This is a genomic window from Pseudomonas sp. ZT5P21, assembly GCF_054897785.1.
This window is the reverse complement of sequence record NZ_CM142705.1, coordinates 2,095,388-2,117,833: the sequence shown is the minus strand read 5'-3', so window position 1 is coordinate 2,117,833 and position 22,446 is coordinate 2,095,388. Positions and strand designations below refer to the sequence as shown.

Below are 22,446 nucleotides of genomic sequence, written 5' to 3'. Positions count from 1 at the left end.
CCTCTCCCCAATTTTTCTAATGGCTCATCCGAAATAACGTCGTTTGTCGATGGCAGGCAAAGTGACTAGATTTGGCACGGTCATCGGCGGACCGATGCGCAAACCGCTCGGAGTGTAGCGGGTACACCCATCAAAAACCTCATGGACAGCAGCTCAATCATGCACAACTTCAGACTCGGCAAGATCTTGTCCTGCAGCACTTTCGCGTTGCTCCTTGGCACAGATTACTGCGTGGCCGGGAACTCCACGGACCAGCAGATCGAAGCAGCGGTGAAAGATGCCGTCGTTCCGGTCATGCAACAACAGAACATTGCCGGCATGGCCGTCGCGCTGACCGTAAACGGCAAGCCGCATTACTTTAACTACGGCGTGGCCTCGAAGGAAAACGGCACGGCTGTTACCGAAGACACGCTGTTCGAGATCGGTTCGGTGAGCAAAACCTTCACCGCCACCCTCGCCGCCTACGCACAGGCCAGCGGCAAACTGTCCCTGTCCGACACGGCCAGTAACATCTTGCCGGCCTTACGCGGCAGTGCGTTCGATCACGTCAGCGTGCTGCATTTGGGCACCTACACCGCCGGAGGCCTGCCGCTGCAATTCCCGAGCGATGCCGATGCAGCGGACAAGATGCTCGGCTATTTCAAACAGTGGAAACCGGCCTACGCCGCCGGCAGCCATCGACAGTATTCGAACCCGAGTCTGGGGCTGTTCGGTTATCTCGCAGCCCAAGGCATGGGCCAGCCGTTTGATGAGGCGATGGAAAAGACCTTGCTCCCCAAGCTCGGGTTGCAGCACACCTTCCTTAAGGTGCCGCAAGCGCAGATGGCGCTGTACGCTCAGGGTTACGACAAGGATGACAAGCCTGTGAGAGTTGGGCCGGGCGCACTGGATTCGGAGGCGTATGGCGTAAAAACCAGCGCTTCGGATCTGCTTCGTTTCATCGAAGCAAACATCAAGCCGCCAGGCCTTGAAGCGCCGATGCAGCAGGCAATTGCCACGACGCATACCGGTTACTACAAAGTGGGCGACATGACCCAAGGCCTGGGCTGGGAGTTCTACAACTATCCGGCCAGCCTCGACACATTGCTTGCCGGCAATTCATCGCAGATGGCCTATGAACCCCATGAAGTCCAGTGGCTGAACCCACCGCAAGCTCAACCGGCAAGCATGCTGTTCAACAAAACCGGCTCAACGGGCGGCTTCGGTGCTTACGTCGCGTATGTGCCGTCGAAAGACATTGGCATCGTGATCCTGGCCAATAAAAACTATCCCAATCCGGAGCGGATTAAAATTGCTCATGCGGTGTTGAGTGCATTGACTGAGTAAGCTTCTGTCATAGGATTCGGCGGTAAAAAAAATGGGCGACCTGTTGTGGTCGCCCATTTTCGTAACTCTGCTCATATTCAATCATCAGGCATTTCTGGCGGCTTTGCAGGCTTCGCCGGTTTGCCCGGTTTCGAACCTTTGGCGCCTGGAGCCGGCGCAGCTTCGGTCACCGGTGGCGGTGTGGGTACCGTGGCTTCTTTCTCGGTCGACGGCAATTCGTCGACGGTTTTGAAAATCGTCTTCAGATCAACCGCATCTGATTGCTCGATTTTTTTTTCGCCGTCCTTGCCGACCAGAATCACCTTGGTCTTCGCGCCGGCCCCCAGCTTCAGTGAGCGGATCAGTGCCGCCGTGTCTTGTGGCCCCAGGTCTTTGCCTTCGCGCTGGCCCATCAGGTTGAGCACGGTGTACAGGACCATATTCCGGTCTGTGAATCCTTTGCGATTGGCGGGCTCATCCAGTGACTTTTTCAGGCTGACCCAGGCAGGATCGACCGTGCTCGGCGCGATGATAATCAACGGCCGGGACCTGCCCTTGTCCATGTCCAGCGGTGAGTCGCCATCGGCGGCGAGCAAGGGACCGGCGATCGCCAGCAGGGTTGTCAGGGTCAATGACCTGATGAGCATGCGCATCTCCTTTTGATATCCACGCTCTAATGATTGCGCATCGCGGCGATCGTTCCGGGTCACGCACCGCAATTGTGTATCGCCCTGACCCAAGCTTAGGTCAGGGCGGTCATTGCGCAACAGGCTGGACTAATCTCATCGCTCATTTGAAAACCGCTGTGAATGACTGAGGCCTGAGGCAAAATCAGAACGCCAGTTTGTAGCCGATCAGCACCAGCATCGTGGCCAGGCACGGACGCAACACTTCATCGGAGATGCGGCCCGTCAGGTGACTGCCCAGGTAAATCCCTGGCAGCGAACCGACCAGCAGAAAACCCAGCACGTGCCAATCCATGTTGCCCATGCTGGCATGGCCAAGACCGGCGACGAGGGTCAGTGGCACGGCGTGGGCGATTTCCGTACCGACCAGACGGCGGGTCGGCAGCAACGGATACAGAATGAACAATGCCACGGTACCCAAGGCACCTGCGCCGATGGAGGTCAGGGCGACCATGGTGCCGAGGATCAGGCCGGTGATCACGGTCAGCACATTCAATCGCTGGCCGCTCGGGTTGTACTGGCCGCCGGCTCTTTTGTGGGCGAAATCGAGCAAGCGTTTCTTGAAGAAAATCGCCAGCGCCGTGGCAAACAGCACAAAGCCCAGCGCCTGTTTGATGATGGCGTTCATCGCGTCCGGGGAGGTTTGCAAACTGCTGAGGAACCACAGCGTCAGCGCCACCGCCGGCACACTGCCGAGGGTCAGCCAACCCGTGATTGCCCAGTCGATGTTCTTGTTCTTGCGATGCACCAGCACACCACTGGACTTGGTGATGGCGGCGTACAAAAGATCCGTGCCCACCGCCGTGGCCGGATTGATGCCAAACCAAAGCAGGATCGGCGTCATCAGCGAGCCACCGCCCACACCGGTCATGCCAACAATGAAACCCACCACCAAACCCGCAACAACCAAACCGAAGTTAACGAAATCCATTAACACGCCCACAGAAACGCATGAAAAATCTGGCCCGCAGCATAGCGATTTTTCTTATAACTACTTATATCGATAAGGTCTATCGTTATGCCCGCGCCACATGCCCTGTGGGAGCCGGCTTGCTCGCGAAAGCGGTTTAACATTCAGCGATGATGTCGGTTGTAAGTCCGTCTTCGCGAGCAAGCCCGCTCCCAAAAGGAGATCACTGTACCGGCAGGAAATTGAGAAACAGCAGACTCTGTGCGTAATTCAGGCCGATCCGGCGATAGCGCTCGTCCAGCATCTGGGTCAGCAGGTCCAGGCGCGCGACGATCTTGCCGAATTCCACGGCGAAACTCAGGTTGCTGCCCTCCTCCGAGATTTCGTTGGAAAACAACAAGGGTTCGCCGTTTTTGTTCTGCCGCTGGCTGAGGATCCAGGTGGCTTTCTCGATGTTGCGCGCGGCGTTGTTGACGAAGGTCGGGTTGATCGCATCGGTCATGTAGAACTCCAACCGGTTGCCGTGCGCGGTGACGAGCATACTGCCGATGGCATAGATGAAGGCACCGACCCGGTCACCGAGAAACTCCGGACTCATGGCGTAACTCAGCGCCGCCAGATCTTTCTTGCCCCCCAGCGTCGGCAGCGGCTGTTGCTGCTCGATGGCCATGCGCACCTGTTTGCCTGCGGTGCGAGCATCGAGGAAACCGGACTTTTTCAGCTCCTGCGGGTTGCGCAGGTAGAGCTTGCTCATGAGGGCGTAGAGGCTGTCGAGGTTGTCGCGCATCGCCAGGGTGGCCATGCGGTCGACGCTGGTCTGGAGAAATTCCTGGGGCCGACCTTCGCGAAACTGGCTGACGATGTCCCGGCCTTGCTTCTGGCTGCAGCCGGTCGTGAACAGCATCGACAGGATGGCGAGCAGGAGGCCATGGCGGCGGATGCGCACAGCGATGAGGGGTAAAACAAGGGCCATGGATTCCGGGACTTGGGCATGGGCCGGCGGTGGGAATCACCGCGGGCTGGCCAAGGATAGAGCCGTGAAATGCGAAAAAGTGCAGAAACTGCAGTCCGCCCTCTGCCACCAACGCTATTGCTCTCACAAATTAGTCATGCTTTTTATCGCATAGACGCGTACCTAAGCTATAAATCCTTCCTTATCGAATAAAAGCTCGATATTTAGTATGACTACTTTGCAATAACAATAAGAAGGAAGGTAACCCATGCTTCAATCCAGACACCCGCTCTGCGCCCTTGGACTGTCCCTGATGATCGCCACACTCACCGCCCAGGCTAATGGCCTGTCCAGCGAACATAAAGACTTCGGTAAAACCAAGGACGGCACAGCCGTCGAACAATATGTTTTGCGTAATAGCCACGGCATGCAGGCCACCGTAATCACCTACGGAGCCACGCTGCAGTCACTTTCCGTGCCGGACAAAAACGGAAAAATCGAGGACGTGGTGCTTGGCTTCGACGACGTACAGGGCTATCAGAGCGGCAAGGCCTACTTTGGCGCGACCATCGGGCGCTTCGGCAATCGTCTGGCCAACGGTGCGTTCGACATTGATGGCAAGCGCTTTCAGGTGCCGCAAAATGACGGATCGAATTCGCTGCACGGTGGGCCGCAGGGTTTTGACAAACAGGTGTGGAAAGCCGAACCCGCAAAGGGCAAGGACTCAGTGGGCGTGACGCTGACCTACCTGTCGGCGGAGGGCGAAATGGGTTTTCCTGGCAACCTGAAAACCGAGGTCACCTACAGCCTCAACGAGAACAACGAGCTGCGCATTGAGTACAAGGCCTCCACCGACAAACCCACGGTGCTGAACCTGACCAATCACAGTTACTTCAACCTGGCTGGCGCGGGTAACGGCGACGTGTTGCAACAGCTCGCGACCTTGCACGCCAGCTATTACACGCCGGTCGACGGCAAGTTGATTCCGACCGGCAAACTGGCTCCGGTGGCCGGTACGACTATGGACTTCACCCAACCCACCGCCATTGGCAAACACATCAAGGCCGATCACCCGCAGCTGAAATTTGCCGAACCGAAACAGGGCGGCTTCGATTTCAACTGGGTGCTGGACGCCAAGGGCGACCTGGGTAAACTCGCCGCCGATGTCAGCGACCCGCAGTCCGGACGCCGCTTGCAGCTCTACACCACCGAACCGGGTGTGCAGTTCTATACCAGCAACTTCCTTGACGGTTCGGTCAAGGGCAAGGCCGGCAAAACTTATGCACATTGGAGTGCGTTCACTCTGGAAACCCAGCATTACCCGGACGCGCCTAATCAGCCGGACTTTCCGTCCACCCGACTGGATCCGGGCAAAACCTATACCCAGACCACCGTGCTGAGATTCTCCGCCAAATAGCACTGCGAGGCTGACTTTGCCTTGACCTCCCTTGTGGAACTCGATGGAACCCGCGGGCTATTCTGGTGCCAACCGGAGTAACTATCGAATACACAAAGGAGGTTTTCATGCGGACCCTCGAGCTGGCCGGCGTCAACGTACCCGTCATTGGCCAGGGCACTTGGCGCATGGGTGAAGATCAAGCTCGATACGCTGAAGAAGTCACCGCGCTGCGCTTGGGCATCGAACTGGGCATGACCCTGATCGACACCGCTGAAATGTATGCCGAAGGTGGCGCCGAGGAAGTCGTGGGTGAAGCGATTTCCGGCTTGCGCGACAAGGTGTTTCTCGTCAGCAAGGTCTATCCGCACAACGCCGGCCGTAATGGCGTACCCCAGGCCTGCGAGCGCAGCCTGCGTCGTTTAAACACCGACTACATCGACTTGTACCTGTTGCATTGGCGCGGCCAGTATCCGCTTGAAGAAACCGTCGACGCCTTCGAACGCCTGCGCCAAGACGGCAAGATCGGCCGCTGGGGCGTGTCCAATTTCGATGTCGATGACCTGCAGGAACTGGCCTCCCCGGCATGCGCCACCAATCAGGTGCTCTACAACCTGGAAGAACGCGGCATAGAATTTGATTTGTTGCCGTGGAGCCAACAGCATCGGCAGCCGTTGATGGCGTACTGCCCCATCGGCCAAGGCGGAAAATTGCTAGCTCATCGGACACTCAACCAGATGGCCGCACGCCACGCGACGACCCCGGCGCAGGTGGCGCTGGCATGGATTCTGCGACAGGATGGCGTGATCGCCATTCCCAAAGCGGTTCGGCCTGAACACGTGCATCTGAACGCGCAAGCCGCGCAATTACGACTTGGGGTCGAGGATCTGGAGGCGCTGGACCAAGTGTTTCGCGCGCCACAACGCAAACAGCGACTGGCTATGGTCTGAGCCATCGCGGTTCTGTAGAGGGCTTCTCATGAGAAGCACCGATCAGCCCGACGCCTTTAAGCTGCAACGCTTTTTACAGGCGCAAGACCCGGTGTTTGAGCGAGTGAAAAACGAACTCGGCGCGGGCAGCAAGCGCAGTCACTGGATGTGGTTCATCTTTCCGCAATTCGCCGGGCTGGGCGGCAGCGAAATGTCGCAGCATTTCGCGATCCGCTCGAGCGAAGAAACACTGGCCTACCTGAACCACCCGGTGCTGGGCACCCGGCTGCGCACTTGCACGCAATTGGTGCTGGATATCCAGCAAAGCTCCATTGCAGAGATTTTCGGCCATCCGGACGATCTTAAATTTCATTCGTCGATGACCCTGTTCGCGCAGTTCGATGCGGATGACAGCCTGTTCCACCAAGCGTTATCGCGTTACTTCCACGGTATTCCGGATGGCTGGACGTTATCGCTGCTGGACTCAAAACAGGCCCAACTGCCCCCCAATCAGGGTTGAGAAATCGTCGTCGACGAACGGCAGAATCGCATCGGCCACCGGTTGGAGCTGGCGGGTGACGTAGTGGTCGTAATCGATGGCCGCGTTGCGGATTTCCAGAGGCTCGGGCCCGGCGACGGTGATGACATAGCTGATCCAGCCGCCGTTCTGGTATTGCCGTGGACGACCCTGCTGATCGTTGTAGTCGTCGGCGATCCGCGCCGCGCGAACATGCGGCGGCACGTTGCGCTCATAGTCGTCAAGAGTACGGCGCAGGCGCTTGCGGTAGATCAGGCGATCGTCGAACTCGCCCGCCAGGGTTTTGCGCACGTATTCGCGCACATAATCCTGATATGGCTGGCGATGAAAAATACGCGTGTACAGTTCTTGCTGGAATTGCCGGGCCAGCAGCGACCAGTCGGTGCGCACGGTTTCCAGACCCTTGTAGACCATCTCGTCAGTGCCGTCGTCGCGTGTGACCAGTCCGGCATAACGTTTCTTGCTGCCCTCTTCGGCGCCACGAATGGTCGGCATCAGAAAGCGTTTGTAGTGGGTTTCGAACTGCAACTCCAGCGCGCTTTCGAGCCCGTACTCCCGCGCCACGTGCTCGCGCCACCACTGGTTGACGTGGTCCACCAGCGCGCGGCCGATCTGCGCCGCTTCCTGCTGACCGTGGGCGCGGCGCAGCCAGACGAACGTCGAGTCGGTGTCGCCGTAGATAACCGTGTGTCCCTGAGCTTCGATCAGTTGCCGTGTGCGCAGCATGATTTCGTGGCCGCGCAACGTGATCGACGAGGCCAGACGCGTATCGAAGAAGCGGCAACCGCTGGAGCCGAGCACGCCGTAGAAGGCGTTCATGATGATCTTCAACGCCTGGGACAGCGGCGCATTGCATTCGCGCTTGGCGGTTTCACGACCCTCGGCGACCCGGGCGACAATGGCCGGCAAGCAATGCCGGGTTCTCGAAAAACGTGCACCGCGAAAGCCCGGCACGGACTCGCTGTCGTCGGGATGCCGCAAGCCTTCGATCAACCCGACCGGGTCGATGAGGAAGGTGCGAATGATCGACGGATAGAGGCTTTTGTAGTCGAGCACCAGCACCGATTCGTACAGACCCGGCTGCGAGTCCATCACAAATCCGCCGGGGCTGGCCTGCGCCGGCTTGGTGCCGAGGTTCGGCGCGACGAAGCCCTGACGGTGCATCAACGGCATGTACAGGTGCGTGAACGCCGCTACCGAACCGCCGCTGCGATCCGCCGGCAACCCGGTGACGCTGGCCCGTTCCAGCAAAAACGTCAGCAGTTCGGTCTTGGCGAAAATCCGCGTGACCAGCTCGCAGTCTTTGAGGTTGTAGGTGGCCAGGGCCGGTTTGTCCTCGGCGAACATGCGGTTGATTTCGTCCATGCGCTGGTACGGCGTGCTGATCGCCTTGCCTTCGCCGAGCAGGGTTTGCGCGACGTTTTCCAGGCTGAACGAGGGAAAACTCCAGGTCGCCGAGCGCAGGGATTCGATGCCGTCGATGATCAATCGCCCGGCGGCCGAGGCGAAGTAATGGTTGCGACTGCCGTGTTCACGCCACTGCATTTCTTCACCGCCCCGCCCCAGTTTCAGCGGCACCGCCAGCCGTCGTGCGTGTTCGTGAAGCACGCGTAAATCGAACTGCACGACGTTCCAGCCGATGATCGCGTCGGGGTCATGCCGGGCGAACCATTCGTTGAGTTTTTTCAGCAGCAGGGTTCGGGAGTCGCAGTACTCGAGCTGGAAATCCACCTCGCTGTCGTCGCCATTCGGTGGGCCGAGCATATAGACCTGGCGCTCGCCGCAGCCTTCCAGGGCAATCGAATACAGGTCGCCTTGAGCGGTGGTTTCGATGTCCAGTGACACCAGTCTGAGCGTTGGCCGATAGTCGGGATCGGGCTTCATCTGCGCGTCGAGCAGCAGGCCTTCGGCGTTGAGCGTGCCTGCGAAAAGGACCGGCGCCGTGATGAAACGCTCCATCATGTAGCGTTCCGGTGGCCGCACATCAGCTTCGAACATCTCGACGCCGGCCTTGCGCAGCGCTGTTTCCAGACGCATCAATTGACCGTGCTGCCGGCAATACAGGCCGAGCACCGGGCGATGTTCGAAATCCTGCAGCGTCAAGGGTTTAAGCTCGACGTTTTTTTCGCCGTGCAACACCGCTTCGGCCTGCGCGCGCTGCTCGGCCGGGATAAACGCCACCGACGGTTGATGCGGCAAACGGATGCGCCGGGGACCGGTGTCGGTCGCCAGCCAGAACTCGACTTCCGTACCGGTCGGGGTATCGCGCCAATGCCGGGTCAGGACGAAGCCCCGCTGTAAATCCACCACTGCAACCTCGAATCCGATTCAGGTGGTGATTCTACGCGTCATCGCGGGGGATAGTGTTCTCTGTAATGTGGCTGCAGTCCCTGTGGGAGCGAGCACCGCCGCTCCCACAGGGTTATGCGTGTTCTTAGCTGTCAGGTCAGATTTTCGCAGAAAAACCGCTGAATGACGTTTTTTGCGCGTTATCTGCCGCTTTCTCCCTTGCCCTCGGCGCTTGTCTCTACGATTCTTCAGGAACAACGACAACACCCGAGAAGCCATCATGAAAACCGTCGCCCAACTGCTCAAATTAAAGGCCAGCGAAAATCAGGAAGTTCACACCATTTCGCCCAACGATATGGTGCTGCAAGCGCTGATGGTCCTGGCCGCGAAAAACATCGGCGCCTTGCCGGTCGTGAAGAACGGTGAAGTCGTCGGCATCATCAGCGAGCGTGACTACGCGCGCAAACTGGTGCTAAAGGGCCGTTCGTCCGTGGGTACTCCGGTCAGCGAAATCATGGTCTCACCGGTGATCACCGTGGACACCCACCAAACCGTCGACACCTGCCTGGGCATCATGTCCGACAAACGCCTGCGTCACCTGCCGGTAGTGGAGAACGGCCAGTTGATCGGCCTGCTGTCGATCGGCGACCTGGTCAAGGAAGCCATCGCCGAACAGGCAGAGCTGATTCGTCAGTTGGAGCAGTACATCCGCGGCGAATAACGTCAGGCACCGTCATTCCCCTTGTGGGAGGCGGTGTTCAGACCGGCCAATGCCGGGCAAAGACCGGTGCCAGAGTGGGGTGCCGGTCAATTCGCTCAAGCCAGGCGAAAAAACCGGGGCGGGCGCTGCGCAAATGCTCCCGACTGCCCGCCCAACGCGTGATCACCGCCGCCAGCACATCCAGCGCCCCAGGCGACTCGTCCCCCAGGTACAACTCGCCCGAGAACTGATCAGCAAACACTTCCCAACTCCAGTGCAAACGCTCGCGAGCGCCAGCCATAAGGTTGTCTCTGGAGGGCTTGTCCGCCACGACCAGCCAGCGCTCGGGATAGTCGATGATGCCAATCGCCGCATAACAATTGCTGACGATAAACGCTATGCCACGGATGGCCTGATCGCGCTCGGCGGGGTTTTTCGGCAACAGTTTGGACTTGGGAAACGTGAGCCCGAGATGGATCAGAATCGCCGCACTTTCGGTGAGAATGCTGCCGTCGGGCAGTTGCAAGGTCGGAATCTGCTTAAGCGGGTTGAGTTTCTCCAAGGCGTGGGCGGCCTCCGGCGTCGTCTCGACGTCGATGAAACGGTACGCAATTTCGCACAGTTCGAGCGCGGCTTCTATTGTGGCTGCGCCGGAGTTCTTGTGTCCGTAGAGCTGGTACATAAACACCTCCATTGCGGTGCTTTCTTTGTAGCAGCTGACGCTGACGATGCTGGAAAATTTCTTTTTTTACCGCTGCATCCAAAGCGCTTTCCGACGGGTAGTACCTGTAGCAGCACCGTTGCTGCGCAGCGAACCCATCATTTTCGGAGAGATATTCATGAACGCCAGACAGCTGATTTGCCTTGCCGGTGTGTTTGTCGCCATCCCGGCAGCCTTTGCTCAGACCAGTCTGCCGGACAGCATCAAAGTTCCGGACGGGCACAAGGTCACTATGGAAACTACCGGGGTCGGCGAAATTACCTATGAATGCCGCGACAAGGTCAACGCGGCCGGCCAGACCGAGTGGTTTTTCGTCGGGCCCAAAGCGGTGCTCAATGATCGCAGCGGCAAACAGGTCGGCACCTACTTTGGTCCGCCAGCGACCTGGCAAGCGAAGGACGGCTCGAAAGTCACCGGCACCCAACTGGCCGTCGCCCCGTCGAGCCCGGGTAACCTGCCCTACCAACTGGTCAAGGCCAACCCGGCCGAGGGTAAAGGCGCGATGAGCGGCGTGAGTTACATCCAGCGCGTGGCGCTCAAGGGTGGGGTCGCCCCCAGCGCCGAGTGCACGGCGGCCAACAAGGGCAAGCAGGAAGTGGTGAAGTATCAGGCGGACTACATTTTCTGGGCGGCCAGTTAATCACCAGGCTGACGCAATTCCCTGTAGGAGCGAGGCTTGCCCGCGAAGTCGTCTGAACATTCAACATGGATGTTGGCTGACCCAACGTCTTCGCGGGCAAGCCTCGTTCCTACAGGATGTTGGATTGTTTGCTAGATTGCATGGGTATACACCCGCCCCTTTATTGATGGCTGAGATCTGTGTCCTTGCCCGAACCCATTTTTGACTACGAAGCCCGTTTGGCCGCCTGCGCGCGCGGTGAGCGTCAGGCGTTGCGGGATTTATACGTGCAGGAGAGTCCGCGGTTGCTCGGGGTCGCCAAACGTCTGGTGCGGGACACCGCGCTGGCCGAAGACATCGTCCACGACGCGTTCCTCAATATCTGGGCCGGCGCCGCTCGTTTCGATCCGGCGCGGGGTTCCGCCCGGGGCTGGATGTTCAGCGTGACCCGACATCTGGCGCTCAACTTCATCCGCGACAACCGCCGCGAGATTCAGGGCGATATCGACGTGCACAATAACGCTGAAACCTTCGATGCCGAGGCCCACTCCTCCCGTATCCATTTGTGCCTTGAGCAACTGGAACCGGCGCGGCGCACGTGCATCCTGCACGCCTACGTCGACGGTTATTCCCACGCTGAAATCTCACACAAACTCGGCACCCCGCTGGGCACCGTCAAAGCCTGGATCAAAAGGAGCCTGACGGCATTACGGGAGTGCATGGGATGAACAACCGACCTGCGGATGAAACCCCGGATCAACGCGACGAGCTGGCCAGCGAATATGTGCTCGGCACACTGTCGTCGGAGCAGCGCATGGAAGTTCAACAACGCCTGCACAACGATGCCGAGATGCGCACAGCGGTTGACGCCTGGGAGCGTCGCTTGCTGGGCCTGACTGAGCTCGCCGAGCCCCGAACGCCATCGTCCCATCTGTGGCATCGCATCGAACGCAGTGTCAACGCGTTGAGCCAACAACCGGCGAAACCAGTGGTCGAGCAGCCATCCTGGTGGAACTTGCTCCCCCTGTGGCGCGGGCTCGCCGGTGCAGGGCTGGCGGCCACGTTACTGCTCGGTGCGCTGATGCTGACGCAGACAACGGGCAAACCGACCTATCTGGTGGTGCTGGTCGCGCCTCAAGACAAGGCTCCGGGCTGGGTGATTCAGGCCAGCAATCCCAGAGAAATCCAGCTGATCCCGCTGGGCGTCGCGCAGGTGCCGGAGGACAAGGCACTGGAGTTCTGGACCAAGGCCGAAGGCTGGCAGGGGCCAGTGTCTCTGGGGTTGGTGAAACCGGGGCAGACGCTGTCGATTGCGCTGGACAAACTGCCGCCACTGGAGCCTGACCAGCTGTTCGAGCTGACGCTGGAGAATCCCGAGGGCTCGCCGATCGGCAAGCCCACCGGGCCGATTCAATTCATAGGACGTGCGGTGAAAGTGATCTGATAGCGAAACGACCGGTCACTTCCCCGCCCGCGCCATGCAGCGCTGATAACGTTCATCAACCCGCTTGGCAAACCACGCCGTCGTGAGTTTTCGGGTAATTTTCGGGCTCTGCAGCACGATGCCCGGTAGTACCGCACGCGGCAACGAGCGGCCTTCAGCCTCTTCGGCCAGCTCGAAGACGCGCTGATACAATCGGGTGTCCTCGAACTCGAGGCTTTTGCCCTTCTCCAGCTGATCCCTGATGGCCGGATTGCGCATGCCCAAGCGCTTGCCGAGGGTACGCGCGGCAAGCTCCGTGGCGCCGGGCATGATCGAGTCGTAGCGCACCAGATCGCCATCCAGCGCCAGCGCAATACCCGAAGCACGGCTCACAGCGTTCTGAAACGCAGCATTGCGGCTCGCGTACCACCCGGCGTTGAAATCGGCGAAGCGGTACAGCGGCTGTTTGTAGCTCACTGGATATCCCAGCAAATGGGCAATACCGAAATACATGCCGCCGCGACGACTGAACACTTCTCGCCGAATCGTGCCGTCCACCGGGTACGGATAATTGCGCGCCTGTTGCTCGGCGAAGTCGATGCTGACCTGCATCGGGCCACCGGTGTGCACCGGGTTGAAACCGCCGAACAGCGTCCGTCCCATGGGCACCATGCCGATGAAGTCATCGAAGATCGCGCTGAGTTCCTTTTCGCTACGCGCCGCCTTCAGCCGGTCGCTATAGCTCTTGCCGTTGCCCGAACTCACTTGCAACGCCCCGCTCACTAGCAGGCCGGGGATGTGGACCTTCGCGGCACGCCGGTCGATCTCATCCCGGGCGATCTTGCCCAGACCCGGCACCGACGGGTCAACCTGAAACGTTGACTCCTGCTCGGTGACCGCCAGTACGGAACACACGTTTTGTGTGGACGGATATATCTCCTGCGCAGCAAACGCGGCGTAGATGTCCGTGGCCCAGCCTTGGCGGTCCACGGTTTTGGCCGGCAGGAGGCGCACAATCTCGGCCTTCACCTCCGCGGGTGGGCGAGCCGGAGCTTCCTGCGTGCGCTGAGTTCCGCAACCGGCCAGCACCAACAGCGCAGCAACACTCATGATCAATCGATTGGTTTGCATGGTGCTCCATCAAAACCGCTGAACCGGGTTAACCATACGATCAATGGCATGGCGCAGGCTATGACTCTAACGGCACTGCCCCTGTTCCCGACATCGTTGTAGCGGCTGCCGGGCTTGCGAGGCTGCGGGGCCTTTTTCCGTCGGGCAGTCCGACTGCCATCCCTCTTTGCCTGGACCATACTGGGTCGACGCATCGTTAAGGACAGGCGCATGAACCGTAGCGACGTACTGATCATCGGCGCCGGCCCCACCGGGTTGGTCCTCGCGCTGTGGCTGAGAAAACTGGGGATCCACGTGCGGATTCTCGACAAGACCTCGGCACCCGGTACCACTTCACGGGCATTGGCGGTGCAGGCGCGGACGCTGGAGCTGTATTGCCAGCTCGACCTCAGCGACGCCGTGATACAGGGCGGTCATCGCGTGGCGGCGGCCAATTTCTGGGTCAGGGGCGAACCGGTGGCGCGCTTGCCGTTGAGCCGGGTTGGCGAAGGCTTGACGCCTTATGCGTTCCTCGAAATATTTCCTCAGGACGAGCACGAGCGGTTGCTGATCGAACGCCTGGAAGCCTTTGGCACCCGGGTCGAGCGCAACACCGAGCTGGAGAGTTTCGAGGAAACCGGCGACGGCATCACCGCACGTCTGCGCTTGCCAGATGGTCAACAGGAAACCTGTCAGGCCTGTTACCTCGCCGGATGCGACGGCGCGAGCTCGAGGGTGCGCAAAACCCTCGACACCGGATTTCCCGGCGGCACCTACCAGCAGATTTTCTACGTGGCGGATGTGCAGGCCAGCGGGCCGACGTTTAATGGCGAACTGCACGTGGATCTCGATGAGGCGGATTTTCTCGCGGTGTTTCCATTGGCCGGTGAAGGTCGCGCGCGGCTGATCGGAACGGTCCGCGACGAACGCGCCGAACAGGCCGAAACCCTGCAGTTTGAAGACGTCAGCAGTCGGGCCATCGAACATCTAAAGGTGAGAATCGAACAGGTGAACTGGTTCTCGACCTACCGCGTGCATCATCGGGTGGCTGATCACTTTCGCAGCGGCCGCGCTTTCCTGTTGGGCGATGCCGCACACGTCCACAGCCCCGCGGGCGGCCAAGGCATGAACACCGGGATTGGCGATGCCATCAACCTCGCGTGGAAACTCGCGGCCGTATTGAGCGGTGGCGCGACGCCAAAACTGCTCGACACTTATGAAACCGAGCGCATCGCGTTTGCCCGCAAACTGGTCGCCACCACAGACCGGGTGTTCAGCTTCGTCACCGCCGAAGGACGCGTGGCCGATTTGCTGCGCACGCGCCTGGCGCCGTTCCTGCTGCCAAAAATGGCTTCCTTCGAGACCTCCCGCGAGTTCCTGTTCCGCACGGTGTCGCAGATCACGCTCAACTATCGCGGGATGCCGTTGAGCGCCGGCGTCGCCGGTCACGTGCATGGCGGCGACCGGCTGCCCTGGGCGCACGACGGTGAAGGGGATAATTTCGGGCCGCTGAAGTGCCCGACCTGGCAGGTGCATGTGTACGGTGACACCAGCGACGAAATGATCGCCTGGTGCAACGAACATCACCTGCCGTTGCATGTGTTTTACTGGCGGCCGGCGTTTGAAACGGCAGGCATGGGGCGTAACGGATTTTACCTGCTACGGCCGGATACCTATGTGGCGATTGCCGAGACGAACTCCGATCCGAAAGTGATCGAGCGGTATTTCCGGGATCACGGGATACGGCCGTTTTTTGGTGTCCCCTGCTGAACAAAAATCCACTGTAGGAGCGAGCTTACTCGCGATGGTGTGTCAGTTTGCATAGTGGCGGCTGACACTCCATCGCGAGCAAGCTCGCTCCTACAGGGATACAACGCATTACTTCGGAATTTCCAGCCCGCGCACCACCGCTGGCCGGGCGAGGAAGCGCTCCAGCACCCGTGTCACGTTAGGGAAATTCGTGATGCCCACCAGATCGCCTGCCTCATAGAAGCCGATCAGGTTGCGCACCCACGGGAACGTCGCGATGTCGGCGATGGTGTAGCGATCGCCCATGATCCAGTCGCGCCCTTTCAGGCGTCCATCGAGCACGCTCAACAAGCGTTTACTCTCCTCGACGTAGCGATCCCGAGGCCGTTTGTCTTCGTAATCCTTGCCGACGAATTTGTTGAAGAATCCGAGCTGGCCAAACATGGGCCCGATACCGCCCATCTGAAACATCAGCCATTGGATCGTCTCGTAACGGGCCGCCGATTCCTGGGCCAGCAACTGCCCGCTCTTGTCCGCGAGATAGATCAGAATTGCGCCGGATTCAAACAACGGCAGCGGCTTGTCGCCCGGACCGTGGGGGTCGAGGATCGCCGGGATCTTGTTGTTGGGGTTCAGCGAAAGAAACTCGGGGGACAACTGGTCGTTGGTATCGAAGCCCACACGATGCGGTTCATAGGGCAGCCCGATCTCTTCGAGCATGATCGACACCTTGACGCCGTTGGGGGTCGGCAAGGAGTAGAGCTGAATCCACTCGGGGTTTTGCGCTGACCATTTCTGGGTGATGGGGAAAGCAGACAGATCGGTCATCACAAGGATCCGAAGAAATTGAGAGAGACGATCATAGTGTGAGCGACTGAAGGGTGCGATGTCTGGCGTATCGATAGTGATGATTAGCAAGATCAATGGATTGCAGCCCTCTCCGGGGCCACCCCGTGTACCGTGTCCATAATTCCGCAACATCCTGTTGATAACCTCTGCACTAACCCGTTCAAGGTTGCCGGTCGAACCAAACGGGGTTCAGTGGACTCTGAGTGTTGCCCTTTCGGAAACGGACCGGTTCAACGACATGGAAAACACCCGACGCTGGGAGCCAGGCGGCGCAAGCGCGGGGTGAAAGGTTTGTCAGCCTTAACCGAACGCGCTGAAGACTTTTACTCAAATGACGAACTTGTTGAAATTCGCCAAACGCTTCAAGCATCGTGCGTACGTCTTGCTACCCGCCCTGTTGGCAGTCAGTGCGATCGTCCTGTCGCTGGAGGTCCGGGAAAGCCGCGCCCAACCGGCTGACGGCACCCAGACGCTGGTATTCCTGCGTCATGCGGAAAAACCTGCTGGCGGCCTCGGCCAGCTCAATTGCCAGGGCCTGAACCGCGCCATCGATCTGGCGACCTTGCTCCCGGAAAAATTCGGCAAGGCTAATTACGTGTTTGCGGCCAACCCGACGCGCAATGTCGAGGAAGGCGAACTGGACAATTCCTACAGTTACATTCGTCCCCTAATGACCATCAGCCCCAGCGCAATCAAGCTCGGTTTGCCGGTGAACATCAACTTCTCGGCCAACGACACCAGCGACCTGGCCGATGAGCTGCTCCACGACAAGTATCACAACTCGGTGATCTACACCGCCTGGTCCCATGGCTACCTGCCCGAGTTGATCAACAAGGTCGCCGGCGAAGCCGTCGGCAAAAAACAGAACATCACCGATGACTGGGAGTCCGGCGACTACGACTCGCTGTACGTACTCACGCTCACCTGGCATAACGGCAAGGCCAGCCTGCAGAGCCAAAGTTACAAGCAGGGCCTGGATAACGGCCCGCAGACCTGTCCGACTTAAGGGGTGATGGTTTGAGTTTTGTAGCGCCTGTCATGGCCCCTTCGCGGGCAAGCCCGCTCCCACATTAGATCTGTGGTATTTACACCGCATTGTGGCAGTGGGCTTGCCCGCGAAGGGGCCGGCGAACACCCCATCACCCGCGCAGACTGCCCCGCTCCCGGAGGTACTCGATAACCGCCCCCCGATCCCCGGCAAATTCGATTCGCGCCCCTTTCTTCTCCCGCTGGAACGCATACATCGGGTCGTAATACTCACGCAGCAATCCCTCGATCCAGCCTCGGTGCAAATCCACCGCGCCGCTGCGCGCCTGCTCCGCCAATGCCTCTTCCATCAGAATCGACATCCGTCGATGGCGTTCGCCGCCCAAGCGTTTCTGCACGTTGTTCAGGCTCGCCAGCAAACGCTCGGAAAACAGTCCGAAGCCTTCATCGCCCTGCACGCCGATGAACTCGGCACACAAGTCCACCACGTAATCGCGCAGGATCCGGTCAACCCGGCCTTCGAGCGTGTCTTCCAGCCAGACCATCGGAAATTGCTGCATGCCCTGGAACAGCGGCAACGGCAAGGCGCAGCTACCGATCATGCGGTTTTCGTCTTCCAGCACAAATTGTTCGATACCGTGGCTGCGCTTTTTCAGCACATCCACGGCCAGAGCGTTCTCAAAATCAATGTTGGACGGTTGCCCCGTGGCGCGCTTGCCGAAACTGGAGCCACGGTGGTTGGCGTGACCTTCAAGGTCGAGGCCGTTGCGCAAATGCGTGAGCACCTCGGTCTTGCCGGTGCCGGTCAAGCCGCCCAGCAGGACGAAATCACATTGCGCCACGGCCTGATCGATCGTCTCCAGCAGAAAGGTACGCATGGCCTTGTAGCCGCCACCGACCCGCGGATAATCGATACCCGCCTCGTCCTTGAGCCACTGCTGGACGATCTGCGAACGCAAGCCGCCACGAAAACAATACACATACCCCTCAGGGTGCGCCCGGGCAAAATCGGCCCAGGCCTGGATACGCCAGGACTTGATGTCGCCGGACACCAGTTGATGGCCCATTACAATCGCCGCTTGCTGACCGTGATGTTTGTAGCAGGTGCCAACCCGCTGTCGCTCGCTGTCGTTCATCAGCGGAAGGTTGACCACACCGGGGAAGGAACCCTTAATGAATTCGACGGGCGCGCGAGCATCCATCATCGGTCGGTCACTGAGGAAGAGGTCGCGGTAATCGGTGAACTGGAGGGACATCAGAACACCTCGACCGCGTTGGTCTGTCGCTCGACCAGTTCACCGATGGGCTCAAGGCTCAGGCCCAGTTCGGCGGCGACCCCGAGAAATTGCTCGTTGCCCTCGGGAGTAACCGCCACCAGCAGGCCACCGCTGGTCTGCGGATCGCACAGCACGCGTTTGTGCAGCTCCTGAAGACGCCCCAGTTTGCTGGCGTAACTCTCGTAATTACGCAGCGTACCGCCCGGTACGCAGCCTTGGTCGAGGTAGTACTCGACACCCGCAAGACGCGGCACACGGTCGTATTCGATGCGAGCGGTGACATGGCTGCCGTCGGCCATTTCTACCAGATGCCCGAGTAGGCCAAAACCGGTGACATCGGTCATCGCGGTCACGCCGTCGAGCTTGCCGAAGCGGCTGCCGGGTTTGTTCAGGGTGCACATCCAGTCGCGGGCCAGGCCGATGTCGGCATGGCGCAACTTGCCCTTTTTCTCGGCAGTGGTGAGGATGCCGATGCCAAGGGGTTTGGTGAGGTAGAGCAGGCAACCGGCGATGGCGGTGTCATTGCGCTTCATGTGGCGTTTTTGCACCAGCCCGGTGACCGCGAGGCCAAAGATCGGCTCCGGCGCGTCGATGGAGTGTCCGCCGGCTAATGGAATTCCCGCGTCATCGCACACTGCGCGTCCGCCGCGAATCACCTCCCGGGCAATCTCCGGCGCCAGCACATTCACCGGCCAGCCGAGAATCGCGATCGCCATCAACGGATCGCCGCCCATGGCGTAGATGTCGCTGATGGCATTGGTCGCGGCGATGCGGCCGAAATCGAAGGGGTCATCGACGATCGGCATAAAGAAGTCTGTGGTCGAGACCACACCGCGCTCTTCATCGATCGCATACACCGCCGCATCGTCGCGCGAGGCATTGCCGACCCAGAGCCTGGGGTCAAGGTTCTGCGCCCCGCTGCCGGCCAGAATCACTTCGAGCACCTGAGGGGAAATCTTACAGCCACAGCCTGCGCCGTGGCTGTACTGGGTCAGACGGATCGGCTCCTTCATGCGGTGCACCTTGTGAAGTCAATGCCGCCGATTCTAGCAGAGCAGCCTCGACCCGAGCGCCAAGCACTTTGGCCAGTGCCACTCAGGTTGAGGGGCGCGACAAGGGTTATAGGCAGTAATCAGTGGGTTTTTCAGAAAATGCAGGGTAACCAGCCGCAAGTCATGCCGCCACTGGCGACCGCCGTCTGACAATCCGACTGAATTTTCCGCAGCCCCGACGATCCTTCTATTACCACAGGGAGGAATACGGGCTTTATGAACAACGCAAAACTTTTCGTCATTGAATACACCCTTCATGGCGCCCCCAAGTCTTTCATTATTCGCCTGGACAAGATGGATAATGCGGAGGCCTGGCATTGGGCGAGCTGTGACGCCGGAGTGGGTCGAATCCCGCGCTTTGGCCGGGAAAAAGTGCAAAAAACCAGCAAACCGATGGCGGAGAAATTCGGTGTGGAAAACGTCAAGTGGCGGCCAGCGGGCTAACGACGATTATTCTGTAGGAGCGAGCTTGCTCGCGATGGACGTTAACGATGGCGCGTGTTTGCTGAATAAACGCGTCGCTTGTGAGTCCATCGCGAGCAAGCTCGCTCCTACAGTCATCACAGTCAGCGTTGGGCGCACTTGCAACTTTTGCTCGCGCATTCCTCACCGTGTTCATGGTGTTTGGCGCAGGCTTCGCAGCAGTAGTGCTTGCCGTGGCGTGCGATAGGATGCTGGCCCAGTTTGCACGAGCATTTCGGGCAGTCGCAGGTACTTTCACTGTCGATCATGAGTCTGACTCCATGGGTGGTGGTTGTCGGGGTCCGTTGCCGGACCCGTCTCACCAGTGTAGGAGCAAAGCTTGCTCGCGAATCAGAAGTTCGCGTTCTTCGCGAGCAAGCTTTGCTCCTACAGGAAATCAACGGCGGTCAGGTCTGCCGCGTATTGCTGCGATACATGAACACCAGCGCCAACCCGAGCAACACCATCGCCAGTACCCGACTGCCCGACAACTCGATCGCCGGGTTGCCCAGCCAGCCGAAGTTATCGATCAGCATCCCCATGCCCAGTTGCCCGACGATCACCGCGACCGTCGCGACCGCCGTGCCGACGCGCGGCACCGCCCCTACCATGACCATCATGTACACCACGCCGAACAACGCGCCGCTGAGCTGCCATTTCGGCACATCCAGAAGACTCACGGCATGGGCCGGTTCGAAAAACAGGATCAACAACCCGGTGCTCACCGCGCCCACCACGAACGTCAGCAAACTGCTGCGCAGCACACCGACCGTTTCGCCCAGACGTCCGTTGATCGCCGCCTGGACACTCAACACCGCACCGGCGGCCACGACCACTGCCAATAAAATAATCAGATTCATCATCAACCCCGGGCGATCAGAACAAGTGCCGCGACAATCAGCAGCAAGGCCAGCCAACGTTCACCGTTGACCTTTTTGCGCGTGGCGCCGAACCAGCCGAAGTGGTCGATCAACACGCTTTTACCAACTTGCCCGGACAGGATCGCGATCATCGTCATCGCAATGCCGATGTGCGGCGTGGCCAGGGTCAGCACCACCACGTACATCGGCCCGAGAAAACCGCCGATCAACTGCCAGCGCGGCAGCGTATTCAAGGCCGGGCCCTGTTGCGGGCCGCTGAACAACAGCAGCAGGAACAGAATCGCCGAGCCAACGCCGAAGATGCTCAAAGTCGCCCACAGGTGCCCGACCTGGACGCCGAGCGGGCCTAGCAGGCCGGCCTCCACGGAAAGCCCCATGCCGGCGAGGATGACCAGTGGCAAGAGCAGCAGCCGAAACCCCGGGTGGACCGCCGGCGTTGCAGCGACGTCGATTGAAGAAGATTGCATAAGGAAAACCTACCCGTTATCAAATGAAAAACACGCCCCCTGTAGGAGCACGAGATTGCTCCTACAGGGGATGGTGGTGGCGAGCATTATTGGCTGGCGATCCTTTGCGATAAATGGGAGCATCCTGACAACACTTTTGCGCAACTCGCACAGCAGGATTCGACATGCACGGCCTCAACGAATTGGGATTCAAGGCGCTTCGGCTGTTTGTCGCGGTACTCGATCATGGCAGCTTTTCCGAAGTCGCCCGCCGCGAGGGCCTGGCGCCCTCCTCGATTTCCCGGCAGATCCAGTTGATGGAACAGGCCCTGAGCCAGCAACTGCTTTACCGCCACACCCGCGCCGTCACGCCAACCGAGGCCGGGCGAATGCTCGGCCACCATGCGCGATTGGTGCTGGTGCAACTGGAAGAAGCCGAGCAAGCGTTGCAGGAACAGCGAAGCGAACCCAGCGGGCTGGTGCGGATCAACGCCCCGGTGGTGTTTGGGCAACGGCACCTGACGCCATGGCTCGGGCGGTTGTGCGAGCGTTATCCGAAACTGCAACTGGACATCCAACAGACCGACAGCTACATCGATCCGCTGCAGGAAGGCGCCGACCTGCTGTTTCGCATCGGCCCGCTGCACGACTCGAGCATGCAGGCGCGGATTCTGGCGCCCCATCGCTTCCAGGTCGCGGCGAGCCCCGCCTACCTCGCACGTCATGGCACCCCGCAAAATCCGGCAGACCTGGCGGCGCATCAATGCCTGGCGTACAAAGGCGTGACCGGCCAGCAGCGCTGGTTTTTTCGAAAGGATCAGCAGGACTGGACGCCCTACCCGGTGAAAGGACCGATCACCGGTAACCACGCCGACACGCTCACCCAAGCCGCCGAACAAGGCCTGGGGCTGGTGATGTTTCCGTCATGGCTGATTGGCGAAGCGGTGCGCAACGGCAAGCTGGTGCCGGTGCTGGGGGACTATCAAGTGTCCAACAGCCTTGAGCCGCAACAAATCGCCGTGCTCTGGCCCGGGAGTCGACGGTTGTCGGTGAAAGTGCGGACGGTGATTGATTTTTTTGTCGAATGTTTTGGGCCAGTGCCGTATTGGGACAGACCATAGATCGAGCGCCACAAACCCTGTGGGAGCGGGCTTGCCCGCTCCCA

At 59.7% G+C, this 22,446-nt stretch carries 24 protein-coding genes; 12 read left to right on the top strand and 12 right to left on the bottom strand.

Features of this window, described 5'->3' with window-relative positions; all coding sequences use genetic code 11:
* Positions 1-159: 159 nt before the first annotated feature.
* Complete coding sequence (gene ampC, locus ACYZT9_RS09700) at positions 160-1,326, top strand: class C beta-lactamase (protein ID WP_462009590.1); 1,167 nt, start codon at positions 160-162, stop codon at positions 1,324-1,326.
* Positions 1,327-1,403: 77 nt separating this feature from the next.
* Here the strand turns inward: ampC and ACYZT9_RS09695 are convergent, their stop codons facing one another.
* The 3 genes from ACYZT9_RS09695 to ACYZT9_RS09685 all read right to left on the bottom strand — a co-directional run bounded on the left by ACYZT9_RS09695 (position 1,404) and on the right by ACYZT9_RS09685 (position 3,874).
* Entirely contained in the window at positions 1,404-1,952 is a 549-nt protein-coding gene (locus ACYZT9_RS09695; protein WP_462009589.1) for a DUF4174 domain-containing protein, read from the bottom strand.
* 184 nt (positions 1,953-2,136) lie between these two features.
* The gene (locus ACYZT9_RS09690; RefSeq protein WP_462009588.1) at positions 2,137-2,922 is read right to left on the bottom strand and encodes a sulfite exporter TauE/SafE family protein; all 786 of its coding nucleotides are present in this window, start codon (positions 2,920-2,922) and stop codon (positions 2,137-2,139) included.
* A 202-nt stretch (positions 2,923-3,124) separates the two neighbouring features.
* On the bottom strand, positions 3,125-3,874 hold the full coding sequence (locus tag ACYZT9_RS09685; protein ID WP_462009587.1) for a hypothetical protein: 750 nt from the start codon (positions 3,872-3,874) through the stop codon (positions 3,125-3,127).
* Positions 3,875-4,121: 247 nt separating this feature from the next.
* Here ACYZT9_RS09685 and ACYZT9_RS09680 point away from each other — a divergent pair, with 247 nt between their 5' ends.
* From ACYZT9_RS09680 to ACYZT9_RS09670, 3 genes are all read left to right on the top strand, one after another.
* Positions 4,122-5,270 carry an aldose epimerase family protein gene (locus ACYZT9_RS09680; RefSeq protein WP_462009586.1) on the top strand — a complete coding sequence of 383 codons (1,149 nt, stop codon included), beginning with the start codon at positions 4,122-4,124 and terminating at the stop codon, positions 5,268-5,270.
* 107 nt (positions 5,271-5,377) lie between these two features.
* Complete coding sequence (locus ACYZT9_RS09675) at positions 5,378-6,199, top strand: aldo/keto reductase (RefSeq protein ID WP_462009585.1); 822 nt, start codon at positions 5,378-5,380, stop codon at positions 6,197-6,199.
* A 28-nt stretch (positions 6,200-6,227) separates the two neighbouring features.
* Positions 6,228-6,698, top strand: a complete 471-nt coding sequence (locus tag ACYZT9_RS09670) for a DUF1810 domain-containing protein (RefSeq protein WP_462009584.1) — start codon at positions 6,228-6,230, stop codon at positions 6,696-6,698.
* Here ACYZT9_RS09670 and ACYZT9_RS09665 read toward each other — a convergent pair.
* On the bottom strand, positions 6,663-9,023 hold the full coding sequence (locus tag ACYZT9_RS09665; RefSeq protein ID WP_462009583.1) for a DNA polymerase II: 2,361 nt from the start codon (positions 9,021-9,023) through the stop codon (positions 6,663-6,665). The two genes, ACYZT9_RS09670 and ACYZT9_RS09665, sit on opposite strands and share 36 nt — an antisense overlap.
* Before the next feature lie 262 nt (positions 9,024-9,285).
* Between ACYZT9_RS09665 and ACYZT9_RS09660 the strand changes: the two genes are divergently transcribed.
* Positions 9,286-9,726, top strand: a complete 441-nt coding sequence (locus tag ACYZT9_RS09660) for a CBS domain-containing protein (RefSeq protein ID WP_462009582.1) — start codon at positions 9,286-9,288, stop codon at positions 9,724-9,726.
* 37 nt (positions 9,727-9,763) lie between these two features.
* Here ACYZT9_RS09660 and ACYZT9_RS09655 read toward each other — a convergent pair whose 3' ends face one another.
* Positions 9,764-10,387, bottom strand: a complete 624-nt coding sequence (locus ACYZT9_RS09655) for a glutathione S-transferase family protein (RefSeq protein WP_462009581.1) — start codon at positions 10,385-10,387, stop codon at positions 9,764-9,766.
* A gap of 157 nt (positions 10,388-10,544) precedes the next feature.
* Between ACYZT9_RS09655 and ACYZT9_RS09650 the strand changes: the two genes are divergently transcribed.
* The 3 genes from ACYZT9_RS09650 (at position 10,545) to ACYZT9_RS09640 (ending at position 12,489) form a co-directional block, all read left to right on the top strand.
* A complete protein-coding gene (locus ACYZT9_RS09650) occupies positions 10,545-11,066 on the top strand; it encodes a DUF3455 domain-containing protein (protein ID WP_462009580.1) in 522 nt (173 codons plus the stop codon).
* Positions 11,067-11,251: 185 nt separating this feature from the next.
* On the top strand, positions 11,252-11,773 hold the full coding sequence (locus ACYZT9_RS09645; protein WP_462009579.1) for a sigma-70 family RNA polymerase sigma factor: 522 nt from the start codon (positions 11,252-11,254) through the stop codon (positions 11,771-11,773).
* Entirely contained in the window at positions 11,770-12,489 is a 720-nt protein-coding gene (locus ACYZT9_RS09640) for an anti-sigma factor (RefSeq protein ID WP_462009578.1), read from the top strand. Before ACYZT9_RS09645 ends, ACYZT9_RS09640 begins: the two co-directional genes overlap by 4 nt.
* 15 nt (positions 12,490-12,504) lie before the next feature.
* Here ACYZT9_RS09640 and ACYZT9_RS09635 read toward each other — a convergent pair whose 3' ends face one another.
* Entirely contained in the window at positions 12,505-13,599 is a 1,095-nt protein-coding gene (locus ACYZT9_RS09635) for a DUF1615 domain-containing protein (RefSeq protein ID WP_462009577.1), read from the bottom strand.
* Positions 13,600-13,809: 210 nt separating this feature from the next.
* On the opposite strand from ACYZT9_RS09635, the gene ACYZT9_RS09630 reads away from it, so the two are divergent.
* Complete coding sequence (locus ACYZT9_RS09630) at positions 13,810-15,348, top strand: FAD-dependent monooxygenase (RefSeq protein WP_462009576.1); 1,539 nt, start codon at positions 13,810-13,812, stop codon at positions 15,346-15,348.
* 108 nt (positions 15,349-15,456) lie between these two features.
* Here ACYZT9_RS09630 and ACYZT9_RS09625 read toward each other — a convergent pair whose 3' ends face one another.
* Positions 15,457-16,155 carry a glutathione S-transferase family protein gene (locus tag ACYZT9_RS09625; RefSeq protein WP_462009575.1) on the bottom strand — a complete coding sequence of 233 codons (699 nt, stop codon included), beginning with the start codon at positions 16,153-16,155 and terminating at the stop codon, positions 15,457-15,459.
* A gap of 352 nt (positions 16,156-16,507) precedes the next feature.
* Here ACYZT9_RS09625 and ACYZT9_RS09620 point away from each other — a divergent pair, with 352 nt between their 5' ends.
* On the top strand, positions 16,508-17,182 hold the full coding sequence (locus tag ACYZT9_RS09620; RefSeq protein WP_462009574.1) for a histidine phosphatase family protein: 675 nt from the start codon (positions 16,508-16,510) through the stop codon (positions 17,180-17,182).
* A 133-nt stretch (positions 17,183-17,315) separates the two neighbouring features.
* On the opposite strand, the gene mnmH is transcribed toward ACYZT9_RS09620, so the two are convergent.
* Both mnmH and selD read right to left on the bottom strand, forming a co-directional pair.
* Positions 17,316-18,419, bottom strand: a complete 1,104-nt coding sequence (mnmH, locus tag ACYZT9_RS09615) for a tRNA 2-selenouridine(34) synthase MnmH (protein ID WP_462009573.1) — start codon at positions 18,417-18,419, stop codon at positions 17,316-17,318.
* A complete protein-coding gene (gene selD / locus ACYZT9_RS09610; protein ID WP_462009572.1) occupies positions 18,419-19,453 on the bottom strand; it encodes a selenide, water dikinase SelD in 1,035 nt (344 codons plus the stop codon). Before selD ends, mnmH begins: the two co-directional genes overlap by 1 nt.
* Before the next feature lie 255 nt (positions 19,454-19,708).
* On the opposite strand from selD, the gene ACYZT9_RS09605 reads away from it, so the two are divergent.
* Positions 19,709-19,936 (top strand): DUF6555 family protein, encoded by a 228-nt coding sequence (locus ACYZT9_RS09605; protein WP_008064402.1) that lies wholly within the window; start codon positions 19,709-19,711, stop codon positions 19,934-19,936.
* Positions 19,937-20,058: 122 nt separating this feature from the next.
* On the opposite strand, the gene ACYZT9_RS09600 is transcribed toward ACYZT9_RS09605, so the two are convergent.
* From ACYZT9_RS09600 to ACYZT9_RS09590, 3 genes are all read right to left on the bottom strand, one after another.
* Positions 20,059-20,223 carry a metallothionein gene (locus ACYZT9_RS09600; protein WP_462009571.1) on the bottom strand — a complete coding sequence of 55 codons (165 nt, stop codon included), beginning with the start codon at positions 20,221-20,223 and terminating at the stop codon, positions 20,059-20,061.
* Between the two features lie 138 nt (positions 20,224-20,361).
* The gene (locus ACYZT9_RS09595) at positions 20,362-20,817 is read right to left on the bottom strand and encodes a DMT family transporter (RefSeq protein WP_462009570.1); all 456 of its coding nucleotides are present in this window, start codon (positions 20,815-20,817) and stop codon (positions 20,362-20,364) included.
* Positions 20,817-21,302 (bottom strand): DMT family transporter, encoded by a 486-nt coding sequence (locus tag ACYZT9_RS09590; RefSeq protein WP_462009569.1) that lies wholly within the window; start codon positions 21,300-21,302, stop codon positions 20,817-20,819. Before ACYZT9_RS09590 ends, ACYZT9_RS09595 begins: the two co-directional genes overlap by 1 nt.
* 164 nt (positions 21,303-21,466) lie before the next feature.
* On the opposite strand from ACYZT9_RS09590, the gene ACYZT9_RS09585 reads away from it, so the two are divergent.
* On the top strand, positions 21,467-22,402 hold the full coding sequence (locus ACYZT9_RS09585; protein WP_462009568.1) for a LysR family transcriptional regulator: 936 nt from the start codon (positions 21,467-21,469) through the stop codon (positions 22,400-22,402).
* Positions 22,403-22,446 lie beyond the last annotated feature (44 nt).

Excerpts from the sequence above, each read along its gene's own strand:
- ACYZT9_RS09600 (WP_462009571.1), bottom strand. The coding sequence starts at position 20,223 with ATGATCGACAGTGAAAGTACCTGCGACTGCCCGAAATGCTCGTGCAAA.
- ACYZT9_RS09630 (WP_462009576.1), top strand. The coding sequence starts at position 13,810 with ATGAACCGTAGCGACGTACTGATCATCGGCGCCGGCCCCACCGGGTTG.
- ACYZT9_RS09635 (WP_462009577.1), bottom strand. The coding sequence starts at position 13,599 with ATGCAAACCAATCGATTGATCATGAGTGTTGCTGCGCTGTTGGTGCTG.
- ACYZT9_RS09595 (WP_462009570.1), bottom strand. The coding sequence starts at position 20,817 with ATGATGAATCTGATTATTTTATTGGCAGTGGTCGTGGCCGCCGGTGCG.
- ACYZT9_RS09605 (WP_008064402.1), top strand. The coding sequence starts at position 19,709 with ATGAACAACGCAAAACTTTTCGTCATTGAATACACCCTTCATGGCGCC.
- ACYZT9_RS09680 (WP_462009586.1), top strand. The coding sequence starts at position 4,122 with ATGCTTCAATCCAGACACCCGCTCTGCGCCCTTGGACTGTCCCTGATG.
- ACYZT9_RS09620 (WP_462009574.1), top strand. The coding sequence starts at position 16,508 with ATGACGAACTTGTTGAAATTCGCCAAACGCTTCAAGCATCGTGCGTAC.
- ACYZT9_RS09585 (WP_462009568.1), top strand. The coding sequence starts at position 21,467 with ATGCACGGCCTCAACGAATTGGGATTCAAGGCGCTTCGGCTGTTTGTC.
- mnmH (WP_462009573.1), bottom strand. The coding sequence starts at position 18,419 with ATGTCCCTCCAGTTCACCGATTACCGCGACCTCTTCCTCAGTGACCGA.
- ampC (WP_462009590.1), top strand. The coding sequence starts at position 160 with ATGCACAACTTCAGACTCGGCAAGATCTTGTCCTGCAGCACTTTCGCG.
- ACYZT9_RS09695 (WP_462009589.1), bottom strand. The coding sequence starts at position 1,952 with ATGCTCATCAGGTCATTGACCCTGACAACCCTGCTGGCGATCGCCGGT.
- ACYZT9_RS09655 (WP_462009581.1), bottom strand. The coding sequence starts at position 10,387 with ATGTACCAGCTCTACGGACACAAGAACTCCGGCGCAGCCACAATAGAA.
- ACYZT9_RS09670 (WP_462009584.1), top strand. The coding sequence starts at position 6,228 with ATGAGAAGCACCGATCAGCCCGACGCCTTTAAGCTGCAACGCTTTTTA.
- selD (WP_462009572.1), bottom strand. The coding sequence starts at position 19,453 with ATGAAGGAGCCGATCCGTCTGACCCAGTACAGCCACGGCGCAGGCTGT.
- ACYZT9_RS09650 (WP_462009580.1), top strand. The coding sequence starts at position 10,545 with ATGAACGCCAGACAGCTGATTTGCCTTGCCGGTGTGTTTGTCGCCATC.
- ACYZT9_RS09690 (WP_462009588.1), bottom strand. The coding sequence starts at position 2,922 with ATGGATTTCGTTAACTTCGGTTTGGTTGTTGCGGGTTTGGTGGTGGGT.
- ACYZT9_RS09640 (WP_462009578.1), top strand. The coding sequence starts at position 11,770 with ATGAACAACCGACCTGCGGATGAAACCCCGGATCAACGCGACGAGCTG.
- ACYZT9_RS09685 (WP_462009587.1), bottom strand. The coding sequence starts at position 3,874 with ATGGCCCTTGTTTTACCCCTCATCGCTGTGCGCATCCGCCGCCATGGC.
- ACYZT9_RS09660 (WP_462009582.1), top strand. The coding sequence starts at position 9,286 with ATGAAAACCGTCGCCCAACTGCTCAAATTAAAGGCCAGCGAAAATCAG.
- ACYZT9_RS09625 (WP_462009575.1), bottom strand. The coding sequence starts at position 16,155 with ATGACCGATCTGTCTGCTTTCCCCATCACCCAGAAATGGTCAGCGCAA.
- ACYZT9_RS09590 (WP_462009569.1), bottom strand. The coding sequence starts at position 21,302 with ATGCAATCTTCTTCAATCGACGTCGCTGCAACGCCGGCGGTCCACCCG.
- ACYZT9_RS09675 (WP_462009585.1), top strand. The coding sequence starts at position 5,378 with ATGCGGACCCTCGAGCTGGCCGGCGTCAACGTACCCGTCATTGGCCAG.